Source organism: Halosimplex aquaticum (assembly GCF_028747785.1).
GTDB classification, from domain to species: Archaea; Halobacteriota; Halobacteria; order Halobacteriales; family Haloarculaceae; genus Halosimplex; species Halosimplex aquaticum.
The window spans coordinates 4,108,096-4,124,300 of sequence record NZ_CP118158.1; the positions used below are offsets into that span (position 1 = coordinate 4,108,096).

11 protein-coding genes and 1 tRNA gene are annotated in these 16,205 nt (G+C 68.4%); 8 read left to right on the forward strand and 4 right to left on the reverse strand.

From position 1 onward, the window contains the following. Nucleotides 1–133 precede the first annotated feature (133 nt). Both PSC72_RS20180 and PSC72_RS20185 read left to right on the forward strand, forming a co-directional pair. The gene (locus PSC72_RS20180) at nucleotides 134–1,318 is read left to right on the forward strand and encodes a hypothetical protein (protein WP_274323221.1); all 1,185 of its coding nucleotides are present in this window, start codon (nucleotides 134–136) and stop codon (nucleotides 1,316–1,318) included. 173 nt (nucleotides 1,319–1,491) lie between these two features. Then, entirely contained in the window at nucleotides 1,492–2,904 is a 1,413-nt protein-coding gene (locus PSC72_RS20185) for a hypothetical protein (protein ID WP_274323222.1), read from the forward strand. A 167-nt stretch (nucleotides 2,905–3,071) separates the two neighbouring features. Here the strand turns inward: PSC72_RS20185 and PSC72_RS20190 are convergent. Further along, a tRNA-Phe gene (locus tag PSC72_RS20190) sits at nucleotides 3,072–3,145 on the reverse strand. Between the two features lie 571 nt (nucleotides 3,146–3,716). Here PSC72_RS20190 and PSC72_RS20195 point away from each other — a divergent pair. The 6 genes from PSC72_RS20195 (at nucleotide 3,717) to PSC72_RS20220 (ending at nucleotide 12,985) form a co-directional block, all read left to right on the forward strand. After that, on the forward strand, nucleotides 3,717–5,396 hold the full coding sequence (locus PSC72_RS20195) for a hypothetical protein (RefSeq protein ID WP_274323223.1): 1,680 nt from the start codon (nucleotides 3,717–3,719) through the stop codon (nucleotides 5,394–5,396). A 197-nt stretch (nucleotides 5,397–5,593) separates the two neighbouring features. Continuing rightward, complete coding sequence (locus PSC72_RS20200; protein WP_274323224.1) at nucleotides 5,594–5,941, forward strand: DUF2892 domain-containing protein; 348 nt, start codon at nucleotides 5,594–5,596, stop codon at nucleotides 5,939–5,941. A 340-nt stretch (nucleotides 5,942–6,281) separates the two neighbouring features. Further along, nucleotides 6,282–9,128, forward strand: a complete 2,847-nt coding sequence (locus PSC72_RS20205) for a transglutaminase domain-containing protein (RefSeq protein WP_328518165.1) — start codon at nucleotides 6,282–6,284, stop codon at nucleotides 9,126–9,128. Further along, on the forward strand, nucleotides 9,128–9,847 hold the full coding sequence (locus PSC72_RS20210; protein ID WP_274323226.1) for a DUF7269 family protein: 720 nt from the start codon (nucleotides 9,128–9,130) through the stop codon (nucleotides 9,845–9,847). The genes PSC72_RS20205 and PSC72_RS20210 overlap by 1 nt, the downstream gene beginning before the upstream one ends. Next, complete coding sequence (locus PSC72_RS20215; protein ID WP_274323227.1) at nucleotides 9,844–11,310, forward strand: DUF58 domain-containing protein; 1,467 nt, start codon at nucleotides 9,844–9,846, stop codon at nucleotides 11,308–11,310. Before PSC72_RS20210 ends, PSC72_RS20215 begins: the two co-directional genes overlap by 4 nt. Beyond that, a complete protein-coding gene (locus PSC72_RS20220) occupies nucleotides 11,303–12,985 on the forward strand; it encodes a DUF7519 family protein (protein WP_274323228.1) in 1,683 nt (560 codons plus the stop codon). The genes PSC72_RS20215 and PSC72_RS20220 overlap by 8 nt, the downstream gene beginning before the upstream one ends. Here the strand turns inward: PSC72_RS20220 and PSC72_RS20225 are convergent. From PSC72_RS20225 to PSC72_RS20235, 3 genes are all read right to left on the reverse strand, one after another. After that, nucleotides 12,938–13,966: an AAA family ATPase gene (locus tag PSC72_RS20225; protein ID WP_274323229.1), complete on the reverse strand. Its 1,029-nt coding sequence runs from the start codon at nucleotides 13,964–13,966 to the stop codon at nucleotides 12,938–12,940. The two genes, PSC72_RS20220 and PSC72_RS20225, sit on opposite strands and share 48 nt — an antisense overlap. A gap of 108 nt (nucleotides 13,967–14,074) precedes the next feature. Then, a complete protein-coding gene (locus tag PSC72_RS20230; RefSeq protein ID WP_274323230.1) occupies nucleotides 14,075–14,878 on the reverse strand; it encodes a hypothetical protein in 804 nt (267 codons plus the stop codon). Between the two features lie 24 nt (nucleotides 14,879–14,902). After that, nucleotides 14,903–16,165: a PKD domain-containing protein gene (locus tag PSC72_RS20235; RefSeq protein WP_274323231.1), complete on the reverse strand. Its 1,263-nt coding sequence runs from the start codon at nucleotides 16,163–16,165 to the stop codon at nucleotides 14,903–14,905. Nucleotides 16,166–16,205: the final 40 nt, after the last annotated feature.

Sequence of the window (16,205 nt, forward strand, 5' to 3'; positions counted from 1 at the left end):
GACTATCGCGATACGGAGACGGGTGCCGTTCGAAGACGGTAAATATTGTGGACGGATATCGACCCGCGTGTCCAGCCCTCCACGCCGAACAGCAGCGGTTAGATACGGTATCGTCTGTCTCCTCGCCGTCTCCGTGGTAGCGACGGTGGGCGCCGCGGCCGCCGACGCCTCCAGCCAGGCAGCCGGTGCCGACCGCTCGACGCCCCTGTCGTGCGAGTACGACGACTACACGCCGCCGCGGCTCGGCGGCGAGTGGACAGCGACCTTCGAAGACGGCCTCGCCGCCGACTCGCAGGCGCGATGGGACGGCGGTCGCATCGTCCAGGTCGGCGTCGGCGGTGACTGCTCGCTGTTCGTCGCCGACGGCCGGACAGCGATGCTCCCGAACGTCACCGTGAACGGCACCCGCGGGGTCGTCACCGGCACCGTCGACCTCGGGGCCGACGGACAGCTCCGCTTCGTCGACGCGGCTGCCGGGTCGGGGCCGTCTGTCACCGGTTCTCCCGTGGCGACGGCAACTGCCAGATCCCCCGAATCGACCGTATCGACTGCTTCGGCCGCATCGACCGCATCGACCGCGTCCGGGCGAGCCGAGACAGGGACGAAGACGGTCGCTTCGGATCCGCCAGCCGACGGCGCAGTCACCGAGGCGAACGCGACCGCGCTCGTGATCGCCAACGACGGCCCGGACTTCTCGACGACGGCCGTCGTCTCGGTCGGAAACCGTTCGGAGAACGTCTCGCTCCCGTCGGGTCGCTTCTTCGACGTCGCCGTCCAGCGCAAGAGCAACGGCACGGTACGGGTCGCCGTTTGGGCGCCGGACGATTCGTGGGACCGAGAGTGGGACGCCCGCTTCGAGGACGCGGGGACCGCGGCGTGGCGACCGGGACTCCACGGCCGGGCGTTCCTCGACGGGATCGCCGTCGGCGTTTCCGAGGCAGACGACGCCCAGCCGGGCTCCGGATCCCCCGCCGGTCAGCAGGACTCCGCGTCACCCGACGACGAGGACGACGAGTGGCCCGGGCCGGGAACGTGGCCCGGGGGCGCTGACCCCCCCGACGAGCGGGAGGAGCCCGGCGGTGACGGGGAATCCGGCGGCGGGTCGATCTTCGCTGGATTGCTCCTGACGGTCTTCGGCGCCCTCGGCGTCAAGTTCGCCTACGGGTTCGCGCTGCTCGGCGAACAGCTCGACGCCATCGGGAGCAGGCGACGCGCCTCAGAGGTCGAACCCGCCGAGTGGAACGTCGCGCTCACGAGGATCGGTTCCGGGCTGGTCGCGTTGGTCGGACTCTACCTGCTCGCGACCGGCCTGTTGTAGGCCGCCGTCACCCCTGCAAGCCGTCCAGCTATCGCCCGTGCGATTTCGGTCGCGGAGTTCGTACCCGTGATATCGCCGGCGGCGGCCGCGGGGTGGCAGTCGAGACCACGAGCCCGCGATCACGTCACTCGCGCCAAAACTTTCTTTTAGTCGCTGAATGTTTTCCATCTAACATGGGTGTGTTTGGGTTCCTGCGTGAGCTGTTCGGAGGAGGGAGCGAGGACGAACCGTCGCGTGCCGACGCGAGCGAATCCGGCGGCGGTGGGGACGAGTCGGTCAAAGACGTCACCGAGTTCAGGCCGGCGGAGTTCCGGCGGGAGGCGGAGGAGTTCGCCGCGGACCACGAGGACCGGGAGTTCGACTTCACGATCGAGTCGCTCGAACGGCTCGACGAATACGCGGTCTCGCAGACGGAACTGCTCGCCGTCCTCGACGACGAGATGGACGAGTCCGCGGAGCTGACCGGCGGAGCCCGCGAGGGGTTCATCCTCTGGTTCGGGAGCTACTTCGGCGAGGTGCTCGTCAGGCAGTTCGACGGCGAGTGGGTGACCGACGGCGACGGCGTCCACGTCGCGGTCCCCGTGGGCGACGGGGTCGCCGAGATCCCGCCGCTCGACGCCGGTGCCATCGCCGTCGAGGGCGATCCGCAGTTCGCCGCGATGGCCGCCGAACTGCAGACGGAGATCGATCGGGCGGAACGCGGTGCCGAGCCGGACCCGAGCGTAGGCGCCGACGGCGACGCGGTCCAAGCGGATCCGTCAGTTCCGACCGTCGATCTCGAACCGGGTATGGACCTTGACGCGGCTCACGAGCGCGCGGTCGAGGCGTTCGACGAGGCCGGCTTCTACGTCACCGAAGGGACCGTCATGAACTCGGTCGAGGGACCGCTGCAGGGGATCGCGAAGCTGTTCAACTTCCACGACGACGCCGGGATGTACGTCGGCGTCGTCTACACGGGCGAGTGGGACGACGAGGTGACCAACGGCGTGCTCTCGCTAGCCAGCACCGTCCGCCCGGACCCCGCCGACGGCGTGTTCGTCGTCTCGGCGACCGAACCGCCCGCGGGCGTCGAGTACCTCACCGGGACGGGCCCACGGGGCGCCTTCGTCCTCGAAGCGATGCACGAGGTCCAGAACGGCCCGGCGTTCACCGCCGACTCCGCCGAGCACTACGCCGAGGCCGGTCGCGAACTGCTGGCGGCGTACTTCGACCTACAGGTCGATGTCGACGACCTCGACGCGCTGGAAGCGCTCGACGAGTTCGTGCTCTCCGAGTTGCGGACGGTCGACGACCACGAGCGCTCCCAGGAGGGATACGTCCCGCACGAGGCGCTCGTCCTCGTCGGCACGCTCGCCGGTGAAGTCATGCGCCGCGCCCTCGAGGGCGACCACGGCGCCAGCACCGTCTGGACCGACGACGAGAGCGTCTCGAGTACCGGCGTCGCGCTGACGGTCACCGACGAGGGCGGCGACTCGATGACGGTCAATCCCGTCGGGAAGGCGTTCAAGCTCTTCGAATCGGGTTCGAGTGACAGTATCGCGTTCATGTACCAGACGACCGTCGGCGTCCTCCAGAACGAACTGTGACCGCGAAATAACGGGAGTGAGGCGCGGCAGTACGGGCGGGCCTGTACTCACTCGTGGAGCGTCGGTCGCGCCCTCTGTACTTCGAACTAAAACGGGGTAGACGGCGCGGGTCTCGTGTATCTATCGCTGTCGGGAGCGTTTTCACTGACCCTTCGAGCGTAGTAAAATGCCGCCTCCCGGATTTGAACCGGGGACAGCTCGATCTTCAGTCGAGTGCTCTCCCAGTCTGAGCTAAGGCGGCGCGCCGTCGTGCGCATCTCCGACTGCGAGGAGGGGAGAAAAAAGGATTTCGAAAGCTCGTCCCGACAGATCACTTCGTTGACGACACGTTCGACCTACCGATCTGACCTGTGACACCGTTCGGGACGCCGCTCGGTCGCGAGAACGCAGCGGCGCCGAGACGACTGTCAACGATCACCCGCTGGCGAGTCAGGCCGACCCGGAGTAATCGCAATGGCGACGAGGATAGCCTCGCCTTTCGCGATACCGCGATGGCGAAACATTCGAAACGGTCGGGAGGAACCCCCGAAAGGTATTCGTTAGTGGATATGTATGGGAGAGTGAAACACGCGCTCGCGAGGCCAGTGGAATGGAGGTGGGTCGGTAGGTGGTCACGGTGCGGTCGCGGGATCGGCGATTTCGTTCGCGATAACGGCCGCTCTGTGGCCGATCGGGGACGTCTCCACCGCCAGATATGATCGCGGAAATTTGCAGTTTCCGTTATTAAATAGTTCGGTCATGTAGGTCGGTGTTAAATTCGTCTGACTAACAAAGGCTGTCCAGCCCCATAATACGGACGTATGAGCCCGAATGTGACCAGACGACGGTTGATCCAGGGAGTCGGTGCGCTCGGCGTCGCCGGCGTCGCCGGAAACGCGTTGGTCTCGGCGAACGACGGCGCGGCTGCCGTTCAGGAGGACCAGGCGGCGCTGCGCGTCGCTCACGCGGCGCCCGACACGCCGAGCATCGCCGTCACGCTTCGGCCGGCCGATGGGGGCGCCGGTGGAGCGACGACAGACGGAGGAACCGGCACGGCCACGACGGTGGGGGGAGACGGCCCGCTCGTCGAGGGGCTGGAGTTCAGCAACGTGAGCAGCTACAACGAGGTCGAGCCAGGGACCTACCAGCTCCGGGTCATCGCGACCGAGAGCACCGGGTTCCTCGAGGGGATCTTCGGGGACGCGGAGAAGCGCGTCATCTACGACGACGAAGTGGAACTGCAGGCAGGAACGACCTACACGGCCGTCGCATACGGGACGCTCAGGGCGTCCGATCTCGGCGACTCGCCGTCCGGGACCGAGACGCCAGGGGCCGGTGGAGAGACCGAGACCGACGCCGGCGTCGGGGCGGAGACGCCGACCGAGACCGCGCAGACGCCCACCGACGACGAAGGCGTCATCGGCGAAGAGACGCCCACCGACGAGACAGACACGCCGGGGATCGGCGAAGAGACGGAGACCGACGCCGGCGGCACCGGCGGAGACGGCCAGGTCGTCATCGACCGGATTTCGTACGGCGAGCACCAGACGTTCACGCTGGACGCCGGCGATTACACCCTGCGGTTCCGCGAACCGTCCGCCGGGGAGGAAGACACCGGCGGAACGGGCGAAGCGACCCCGACCGAGACCGACGCGCTCGGCGCCGAGGAGACGCCGACAGACGACGCGGCCACCCCGACCGACGGCGGCACGACGGGGAGCGAAGATGGATCTGGCAGTGACCGCGCGTTCACGGTCGACCTCCTCGAAGACGACCTCTCCGCGCCGGGCGACTCCGCCGCGGGGGGCGAAGGGACGACGGCCGGCGCCGAGACGCCCACCGACGACGCGGGCGTGATCGGCCAGGAGACCGAGACCCCTGGCGAGAGCCCCACCGGCGGGGGGACCGCGACCGACGGCGCGAGCAAGACGCGGCTCACCGTCTTCCACGCTGTCGTCGATATCGACGTGATGGAGGTCGTCGCTGTCGAGGACGACGGCGACGGAGGCGGCGGCCTCTTCGGCGGTGGCGGCCAGGAGACGGAGACGCAGACGGGGGCCCAGACCCAGACTCCCACCGACGACGGCGGCATCGGCGGCGGGGACGAACAGACTCCGACGGCCGGTGCGGAGACAGAGACCGAGACCGGGGGCGAGGTCCCCCCACGGGAAGCCGAGGTCTCCCTCGAAGCTGGCACCGTCTACACCGGGTTCGCCATGGGCTATTTCGACCCGGAGGCGGCCGAGACGGCCCAGCCGACGGCGACGGACGCGGGGGACGGAGCCGGCGTGGAGACCGAGACCGACGGCGGCGTGGGCGCCGGACAGACCGAGACCCCGACGGCGACGACGCCGACGGCGACCGGGACCACCGATCAGATCGCCGAGGAGGGCGCCGAGGAGTTCCAGTTCGTGACGGTCGAAGACGCGAGCGGCGGTGAACGGGCAGACGGCGGGACGGGCGGGGGCGGCATCCTGCCGGACGAATCCGCGCCGGAGGCACCGTCGGACTGATCGGCGGTCCGCCGTGCGCCCGCTCGTTCGCCTGTCCGACCGCTCGCCAGCCTGCCAGCCTGCGCTCTCGTTTTCTCATTTTTCAGACCGCCGATCGGGCGGTCGCTGACCGTACGGGTGCCGTCCGAGGGCGGATACTCCGTGAGTACGCGGGCAGGGACGGTGACTTACAAGAGTACGGAGCCCGATACTCCGATATGGAGCTGTCCGAGAAGCTCGGCGATCGCAGTCGACTCGTTCGCGTAGTTCTCACCGCCGTCCTGGCTGTCGTGGCGCTGCAGTCGTTCAGGAAGCGCAAGCGAACGCGCGGCGTGGTCGCCGGACTCGGCGCGGCCGCGCTCGGATACACGGTGTCGAGCGAGTCCGGTGGCGTGGTGGAGAGCCTCGGCGGCGAGGCGCTGGAGAGTATCGGCGCCGAATCGACCGCCGAGGGCGGCGAACTGCGCTGTGCGTACTGTGGCGAGCCTATCGTCCCGGGGGAGCGCCGGAAGCCGAACGAAGACGGCGAGACCGTTCACGAGGCCTGTCTCGAAGCGACCGCGTGAGCGCCGCCGTTCGACGCCGCGCGTTCAGGGGAGAAACAGGTCCGCCGCGTCGAACTCGCGGCCGCAGTCGTCGCAGACGTAGGTCGTCCCGTCGGTCGTGCTGACGTGTCCCTCGCAGTCGGGACACTTCGATCCGTCGATCATGCCTGCGTTCGGTCACCGGGGCACAAAACCCTTGCTCCCGTCGCGGGGGTAAGTCGCGCGGGCCGAACCCCTCGCGGGACCGCGTGACGGCGGGTCAACCACGAAGTATTTGTTCCTGGCAGGCCTCTTAACGGTGAATGCAACGTCCGGAGTGGAACGTGACGACCCGGTTGCGCACTCCGATTCTGCTCGATACATGAGCGACGCCGACGAGCGGTTCGAGTTCGGCGGCGACGCGCCGGCCCGCGAGTACGGATCAGTCGCGCTCGTCGCCGGTTGTGTCGTCGCGGTGCTCCTCGCGACGACGCTAGTCCCCGCGGCCGTCTCGGTCGGCCTCGGCGGCGCGCCGGCGGAGTCACTGATCCCGCTGCCGCCGGGCGCGGCCGAGGGCTCGGCCGGCGGGAGCGCCGCCGGCGTGCGGACCGGCGACGGGTTCGGGGCGCTGAACCTCGGCAACCAGACGTCAGTCGGCGGCTCGCTCGGCCAGAGCGACGGCAACCCGTTCCGCTCGCAGAACACGGAGGTCCACTTCACCGTCCGCAGCCAGGAGTCCAGTTACTGGCGGACGGGGGCGTACGACACGTACACCGGCGACGGCTGGGCGCGGTCGGGGCCCAGCGACGCGACGGCGCCGGTCGAGGGCAGACAGGTGAGTTACCGCGTGAAACTGGCCCGCCCGACCAGCACGGCGCCGACGGTGTGGCGACCGACGAGCGTCACGCAGGCCGAAGACCTCGCCCTGACCGACGGCGGCCTGGCACGGGCCAACGGGTCGCTGCCGGCGGGGACCAGTTACGTGGGCGTGAGTCGGAAACCGCCGCGGGACCCCGAGGTGCTTCGCGCGAGCGGGCGCGACTACCCCGACGCGATCGAGCAGCGGTACACGAAACTCCCGCCGAGCACCGCCGTGTCGCTGCGGCCGTTCACGAACAACGTCACCGAAGGGGCGAACACGCCCTACGAGACCGCGGTGCGGATCGAGCAGTGGCTGGAGGCGAACAAGGAGTACTCGCTGAACGTCTCCGAGCCCTCGGGCGAGAACGTCGCCCGGAAGTTCGTCACGCAGATGGACGCCGGCTACTGCGAGTACTTCGCGACGGCGATGACGACGATGCTGCGCTCCCAGGAGATCCCGGCGCGGTACGTCGTCGGGTACTCGACGGGGCAGCAGGTCGGGGCGAACAAGTTCCAGGTGCGGGCGATGAACGCCCACGCCTGGGTGGAGGTCTACTTCGAGGGCGTCGGCTGGGTGCGCTTCGACCCGACGCCGGGCAGTGAACGCCTGCAGCAAGAGGAGCGGTCTTACGAGGAGAGCGGCGCGTCCGGGGGGTACAGCCCGCAGGAGGAGGGAAGCCCCGGCGAGACGTTCTCGTCGAATCCCGGACGGAACAACGGGACCGCGACCGCCACGCCGGCGGACCCGGGATCGGGTGAGCGGACCCTGGTGACGCCGCAGCCGACCCCGACTGCGCCTGGGGGACAGGACGACACGCCGGTACCGAACGACCCGACGGAGCCGTCGACGAGCGACTACGAGGTCACGCTCAATCGCACGGCGGTGCCCGGGGCGGCCGTCGAGGTGTCGGTGACGGCTGGCGCCAAGCCAGTCATCAACGCGAGGGTCAAGTTCGACGGCGAGCCGGTCGGACGCACCGACAGCGACGGGACCGTCACCGGTAGGGTCCCATACACCGAGAATCTCACCGTCAGCGTCGTCGGCGGGCGGACCGGCGTGGCGTACAATGTGCTAGTCTCGAAAAACAATAGGACGCGCTCGTTCGACGTGTCGACGGAGGCGACCCTGTCGGTCTCCGGCGACGTGGCCACCGGGGAGTCCGTGCTGGTGACGGCGACGGTCGACGGCGTTCCCGTCGGGAACGCGACGCTGACGCTGGACGGCGAACCCGTCGCGCAGACGGGCGAAGAGGGGCAGGCGCGAGTGCGCCTCCCCGAGTCGCCGGGGAACGTGACGCTCGGCGTCGACCGGGAGCCGGTCGCCGGTTCCCGGACGCTCCGACTCGGCGGACTGACGCTCTCCGCGGACCCGGTCTGGCCGCTCCCGATCGCGGGCACGCCGGTCGAGGTGACGGCGAGTCTCGGGAACGACTCCGTCGCGGGCGCGCCGGTCCGGGTCGACGGCGAACGCGTCGGCGAGACCGGCGTCGGGGGGACGTTCTCGGCCCGTCTGCCCTTCGAGTCGGCGGTGAAAGTCGCGGTGGCGACCGAGGGCCAGACCGCGCAGACCACCGTCGCGAATCCGCTCGTGAACGCGGTGGGCGTCGCGGCCGGCGCACTCGCTCTCGTCGTCGCCGGGGCCGTCGCGGTCGGCCGCCGGTCGCTCCGGCCGCGCGGTCTCGCGGTCGCGCTCCGGTCGGCGGGCCGCCTGGTCGTCCGGGCGTTCGTCGGGGCCGCGGTCGCCGCGGCGTCGCGGATCGAGCGGACGCTCGACCACCTCGCCGCGCTGCTCGCGGGCGAGCGCTCGCTGGCCGAACTGGTCCAGGCGTTCCGTGCGTGGGCCGCCGCCTGGGCGAACCGGCTCCGGCGCACCGCCGACCGGCAGGTCGGCTCGACCGGCGATCAGCGCCCGGGAGACGCCGCCGGAGCGGAGTCCGCAGACTCCGATGCGGCGCGCGTGACCGTCCGAGAGGCCTGGGGTCGGTTCCTGGGTCTCGTGTCCGTCGGTCGGCCGTGGACGAAGACGCCGGGACAGCTGGCCGACCACGCCGTCTCCGCCGACGGCCTGCCCGCGGACGCCGTCGCGACCCTCCGCGACGAGTTCCGCGCGGTCGAGTACGGCCCGCGCTCGCCCGGCGACTCCGTCCCCGCCGTCGAGGCCGCGATCGAACGGATCGAACGCTCCATCGAGTCCGACATACCGCCCGGTGAGGCCGAAGAACCGGCAGCCGAAAGCGAGGGATCGGCGGCCGAAACCGGAGAATCGCCCGGCGAGACGGCGGGTCCGGCCGGTGAGAGCGCCGACGAAGCAGACGGAGAAACCGACGCGTCGGAAGGCGACGCCGGCACGGAACGGGGTGGAGACTGATGCGCGGACCGGTCCGCACCGCGTTCGGCGTGATCGGCGTGTTCGCGACGCTCCTGGGGTTGCTCTCGGTCGGTGCGCCGTCGTTCGTCGCCGACACCGAGCCGCTGGCGACGCTTGTCGGCACCGCCTCGACGGTCGAACCGCGGACGCTGTTCGTCGTCGGTAGCGCCGCGTTCGGGCTGTATCTCGTCGGCGCGGCGTGGGCGTCACCGGAGGACCGCCTGGTGGGTGGGGACTGCAGCGGAGCCGACCGCTTCGAGCGGGTCCTCGCAGCGCCGCCCGAGACGGTCACGGCCCCCGACCGGACGCTGGTCGCGGACGACTTCGACGCCGCCGTCGAGCGAGCGAACGACGGCGACGAGCGAGCGATGGACCAGATCCGAGAGCGACTCCGCCGGTTGGCCGTCGCGCGGCTCGAACGCGACGGCTGGGACGACGGCTCGGCCGCCGAGGCCGTCGCCTCGGGCGAGTGGACCGACGACCGGACGGCGGCGGCGTTCCTCTCGGACGCGGGAGCCACGGTCCCGTCGCTCCGGTCGCGGCTCGGGCTCTGGCTCGACCCGGCGACCGAGCGCGAGCGGCGAATTCGGCGGACGGTCGCGGCCATCGACGCGCTCCCGGATACTGGCCCGGCGGGTGAGACGAGCCAAGACGGTGCGGACACGGACCACGGGCGGACGGACGAGGAGGGGCTCCACGGCGGGGGTGTCGGCGGATGAGTCACGAACGGGTCTACCGGTTGCGGATCGGCGCCGTCGCCGCGGCGGCGCTCGTCGCCCTCGGACTGCTGTTCGCGTCGCCGCTCCTGCTGGCGTCGACGACTATCCCGCTCGCGTACGTCGCCTACGGCGCCCTCTCGACCGTTCCCGCGGACGCCGCGATCCGCGTCGAGCGCTCGCTCTCCGACGCGACGCCCCAGCCCGGCGCGTCCGTGACGGTGCGTCTCTCCGTCGAGAACGTCTCCGAGGGGACGCTCCCCGACGTCCGCGTCGTCGACGGCGTCCCCGACGACCTGGCCGTCGTGGACGGGTCGCCGCGCGAGTGCGTCACGCTCCGACCGGGCGAGTCCGCGACGCTGACCTACGACGTCGTGGCCCTCCGCGGCGACTTCGAGTTCGCCGACCCGGTCGTGCGCCTGCGGTCGTTCGCGGCCGGTCGGGTCGTCACCGAGACCGTTCCGGCGGCCGGTGACACCGCGCTCTCGTCGCTCGACCCCGTCTCCGCGGCGCCCGTCGGGTCGGCGACGCTCGCCCGGGCCGGGACGCACCCGACCGACAGCGGTGGCGAGGGCCTGGAGTTCCACTCGACGCGGGAGTACAGGCCGGGCGACTCGATCAGCCGGATCCACTGGCGGCGCTTCGCGAAGACGAACGAACTGACGACGGTCTCGTACCGCGAGGAGCGAGCGGTCAGGGTCGTGGTCGTGGTCGACGTCCGACCGGTCGGGCGCGTCAGGCCCCACGCCGGAGCGCCGACGGCCGCGTCGCTGACCGGCTACGCCGCCGAGCGGATCTACGAATCCCTCGTCGACGCGGGCGTGACGACCGGCGTGGCGGCGTTCGGCGTCGACGGCGCCGACCCGTCCGTCCCCACCGGCGCCGGGCCGGTCCCCTGGGTCGACGGTGACCGCGACGACGCGGTCGCTCACGCTCGAACGCTCTTCGACGCGGTCCGACGAGTCGCCGACGACCCCGCCAGCGGGAGTGACGGTACGGGTCCGGACGGCGCGGGTTCGGGTCGCGCGTCGGATTGGACGACCCCGACCGACACCGATACGAGCGCGCGGTCGCCCGGCCTCGACTCTCCGGGCGATACGTCGGAAGAGGCGGACGCGGGCGTCCCGGAGACGCCGACGCCCGACGGGGGCGCCGACGCGGTCCGGTATCTGCTGTCGCAGTTCCCGCCGGCGGCGCACGTCGTCTTCGTGACGCCGCTGCTCGACGACTGGCCCCTCGGATTCGTCGGTCGAGTCCGACGGCACGAGTACCCGGTCACGGTGCTCAGCCCCGGCGCGACCGGTTCGGGGTCGCTCGGACGGCGAGTCGCGCGCCGCGAGCGTGACGTTCGCCTGGCGGACCTTTCCGCCGCAGGCGCGACCGTCGTCGACTGGGGCCGGTCGGACTCCGTCGAGGCGGCGCTCGCCGACGCGCTCGCCTCGCTACCGGGGGGATCACATGACTGACGTGCAGGCGGAGGGTGACACGACGGCCGGCGACCCAGCACCAGGGCACGCGACCGCCGGCGACGCCGCTTCCGACGGTTTCACGGCCGCTCCGTCCAGGGTGAGCGCTGCGGTCGTCGTCGCGCTGTCGGTGGTGGCCGCGTCGGCGCTGATCGGACGCCTCGGTCCGGCGCTGGCGGTCGCTCTCGCGCTCGCGCACGCCGTGGCCTTCGCCGGGAGTCTGTGGCTGGTCGGGCGGGACCGCTGGCGCGCGACTGCGACCGCCAGCGCCGGGCTGCTCGCGCTGGTCGTCGGCGCGAGCTTCGCCGCCGCCGTCGGCTACACGTTCCTGGACCTGGTCGCGGCGCTGTACCCGGTGCAGACCGTCGACCAGATCCGTCCCCGCGGTCTCCGGGTGGCAAGCGCGACTGTGGTGGTCTTCGGGGGGACCGTCGCGATGGTCGGCGCGCTCTCGACGCTCGTCGGCCGCCTCACGACCGAGAGCGCGTGGGCCTACGCGAAACTCGCCGTCAAGACGTTCGTCGTCCCCTTGGCGGTCGCCGGAGTCCTACTGATCTCCACGCTACTCAGCCGTCTCGGCGAGTCGGACGAAGCGTCGACACCGGCGCCGCCCGGGAGCGCCGTCGGCGACGTGGTCGACGCGTTTCTGGCCCCCGTCCCCGGTCGGACGCACCTGCTCACGTTCTGCCTCCTCCTCGCGACCGCCGCGCTGGCGGTCGCCCGTGCGGTCGACGCGCTCCCGATCGCGGAGCTATCGACGCCCGAAACCGACGATCGAGTCGAACGAACCGTGGAAACGATCGAACGCGTCGCTCGCCGGGCCGCTCTCGTCGCCGCAGCCGTGCTGCCGCTGACGCTTGTGGAACTCGCGGTCCCGCCGTCTGCCCTGCGCGGTGTGCTCACACCCCCGGTGTACGGGGTCCTCGCCGGAGTGACTGTCAGCCCGTTGCTCCGCGTCCTACTCGTCGGGACTGCACTGGTCGCCGGCGGCACCGCGGCGCTCGTCTGGTCGCTCAAACGGTCGACTCGCACGGAGACGGGCGACGTGGTCGTCGCGCTCACGCCGTTCGTCGGAGGTGCGGCGGTCGTCGTACTCGCGGCCGCGCTCCACGGGATCGTTCTCTCGCCGACGCTCGCGTTCGTCGCCGACGCGCTCCCCGGGCAGTTCGCGACGGCCTTCACCCGGCAGTCGACGGCCGTCGTCGACTACTACGGTTCGCTCGCCGTCGTCGTCACCGTCACGGCGGTGCTCGTCGGCATGACGGCGGCCCTCTCGCTCGCACTCGCGCTGGTGATGGCGATCGGAGTCCTCCCGGAGTCGGCCCCCGGACCGGCGCTCGCGGCCGCCGGGACGTTCGTCGCCGCGGGCTTCGCAGCCGGTTCCGGCGTCGGTGCGCCCGTCGTCCTCGGCGCCCTCGTCGCCAGCGTCGTCGTCTGGGACGCCGGCGAGTTCGGCGCCACCCTCGGTCGAGAAGTCGGGCGAACGGGGGCGAGCGCCACTCCCGAGATCGTCCACGTCGCCGCCGCGCTGGCAGTCGGCGCCTCCGGAGCGCTCGGCGCGATAGCGGTCTATCGAGTCGCGACGGGGACCGTCCTCACCGACGTCACGACGATCCCGTTCGCTATCTCAGCGGTCGTCGCCGCGCTCGTTCTGCTGGTCGCCGCGCTCCGGTGAACCGCGCGCCGACCGGTCGCCCGCACCCCGTTGTTCGACCGCCGGGACGGCGACCCTGTCGAGTACGTCTTCGACGACTGTAGCCGGATCTGCACCGCGAACGCTGGCCTCCGTCGTCAGTACGAGTCGGTGCGCGAACGTCGGGTAGACGACCCGGCGCACGTCGTCGGGGACCACGTACGCCCGTCCGTCGATCACTGCCGCCGCCCGAGCGGCATCGAAGAGCCGCTGGACCCCGCGCGGCGAGACGCCGACCTCTACGCGGTCGTCCTCCCGCGTCGCCCGACCGAGTTCGACCACGTAGTCCCGAAGCTTCCCGTCCACGGAGACGGTCTCGGGTACGGATTGCAACTCCGCAACCGTCTCGCGGTCAACGACCGGCTCGACGCTCGGCGACTGCGAGGTTCGATCTGCCCGGCGGTCGATGAGCGTGCGTTCGTCGTCGAACTCCGGGTACCCCATCGCGAGCTTGAACACGAAGCGGTCTCGCTGCGCCTCCGGCAGCCCGAAGGTCCCCTCCTGCTCGATGGGGTTCTGCGTCGCGATGACGAAAAACGGGCTCGGCAGCTCCGTCGTCTCGCCGTCGACCGTCACCTGTCCCTCACCCATCGCTTCCAGCAGCGCCGCCTGGGTCTTCGGCGGTGCGCGGTTGATCTCGTCGGCCAGCAGGAGATTCGAGAACACCGGTCCCGGGACGAACTCGAACTCCCCCGTTCCCTCGTTGTAGACGTTCGATCCAGTGATGTCCGACGGCAAGAGGTCCGGCGTGAACTGGATGCGCGAGAAGGAGAGGTTGAGCGCGCTGGCGAAACTCCTTGCCGTCAGCGTCTTTCCGGTCCCTGGCACGTCTTCTAACAGTACGTGCCCCTGCGCGAGAACCCCCGTCAGGACGCTCTCCAGAAACCGCTCATCAGCGATGACCGCTTCACCGACGGCGTCGAGTATCCGCTGACAGGTCGCTCCCGCCTCGTCGTAGTCCATGTTCGGGTTCCGGGTCGGTGCGACCAAATGTTTTCGCCCTTTGCTGGCCACGTCGAAGCTTCGATAGACGAATAAGGCAGGATGTGTTGTAGATGTGAATAAATTTCATCACTCCGAGTTACCGTTATAGAGCGTCGTGTTGCCGCCAACTCTATCGATATTTTGGATGTATTCAATGTGCCCATCCGACATATTTGTCTCAGTAGACCAGTACTGTTCTGTGAATTCCGTTGCTTTTAATTGACCTGTATAGTACTCTCGAACCAGTGATGTATTAACGTACAACGTTTTCGGTGGGGAACCTGTATTATTTACCTCGGCTATACGTAGCCGATTCGGTATATCTCCGTCCAATTTGCCGTTATCGTAGTGGGCGACCGCTTGCGCGTACCCGCTTGATATGAGGGTGTTTACCTCCTTTGCGCGACGAATATCATCTTCTGAAGGCCCTGTAAGATTCATCACCATTACCAACTCTTTCTCTGCTAATACTGTCCAACCACGTATTCTAACTGGAATCGTAGCATCAACTTCTGTTTCCCCATAAACTGTTGACACAAATTCACTAAACCTTTTGTCCGCATATGGACTCGGAGTAGCAGTGGCTGTTGGAGTCTGTTTTTGAGTCTGAGTCGGTGTGACTGTCGGTGTTAAAGTCGCTGTACTCGTTGATGTTTGAATATTTGTTACCGTTGGGATCAATGTTGGCGTCGATACATGAACAATAGCTGAGGGCGTGCTGTTCGTAGCTGTGACTGTTTTATTAGGTGTTTGATCATCCTCTACTCCTAACATCCCTCCGAATGCGATACCTGTTACAACAAGCGCTCCTAACGAAATGAGCGTGAGAATTCCAACAATTTTTATTTTGCACTGCCCCTTGTCGATTCCATTTATCATCTCATATATCATATTTAGAGAGGATTGATTTTGGCGCTATGGCATATCATGTGGTACGCGACCAGTTCGTGTACTGCTGTCTTCTCTCTCGCTTTCTCTGCTGTTCTCACTACTGCTTTCACCGTCATTCTCGCTATTGTCATTGGACAATTTTTCGAAAATATTGTCTATTATACTAGCAGATGCTTCACTGCTATTGTCTCCTTTATCTTCGGAATCGGTTGTGCTAGCCTCTTCCCATGATTGCCCTTTATTCTCTCCGTAAGTACCCCTATTACCTCCTTCACGATCCTGGTTAACAGCAGCGGTGGGATCGATATTGACTGAATCTACATCTAAAGCTTCCTTGTACGCCTCTTGGCTATCGAATTCGACGTTCCCGTCAGTCGAGTCATACGAGACTCCTTCGTTGTTTCGCGCGAACTCTGCGTCCAGGGTTTGGCCGGCCCATTCCGCCGTGCCGTCGTTGTCGGCGTCGGTGATCACGATTCCATTGCTGTCGAGCGTCATCCGATCGTTGTTGCAGTACGTGTCTTCCTTCGTATCGTACCGCGAGCACTCCTCGCCGCCACCGACGCTCGACGTTGAACTATCGCTTCCACCGCCAGTGTCGGCGTCAGTATCCGCGTCAACGCCGCGCACGGTCACCTCTTTCGTGGCGGTCTGTTCGCGGCCGAGCCTGTCGACTGCGGTCACGCTCAGCGTGTAGCTTCCGGCCGACGGGAACGCGTGGAGGTGCTCGGCCGTCGCGCTGTCGCCGGAGACGCTGGTCCGATTGCGCCAGTTGCCGTCGATTCGCCAGGTCACCGCGGCGACGTCCGCACTGCCGGCCGAGACGGACGCAGCGTACGACGCCACTTCCCCGGTGTTCAGCTCCTCCGGTCCCGAGAGCGTCACCGCCGGTCCTGCGGATTCCTCGACGTGGACGCGCAGCGTGTCGCGGCTCGTCGTGCCCTCGCCGTCGGTGACGACGACGGTCGCGTTGTACGTGCCGACCTGCCGTGCGACGAACGAGGTCCGGCCACAGGTCCGACACTCCGGTCGCGTGTAATTTCCGTCCGGCTGTTCGAGCCGCCACTCGTACGCGGCGACGTCGCCGTCGGGGTCGCGCGAACCAGTCGCGTCCAGGTGAACGGTCGCGTTGGCGGTGACGTTCTGGTCCAGGCCCGCGTCAGCCAGCGGCGCCTCGTTGCCTGTCTCCGTCGCTACCGCCGTACCGGGAACGGCACCCACCGCCGTCCCGACGACCAGCACGAGACACAGCGCTGCCGTCAGATACCCACAGTCCCAATTTGGCATCCTCTACTCGCTGGTGCTTCCCTCTCCGGTATAAATGTTC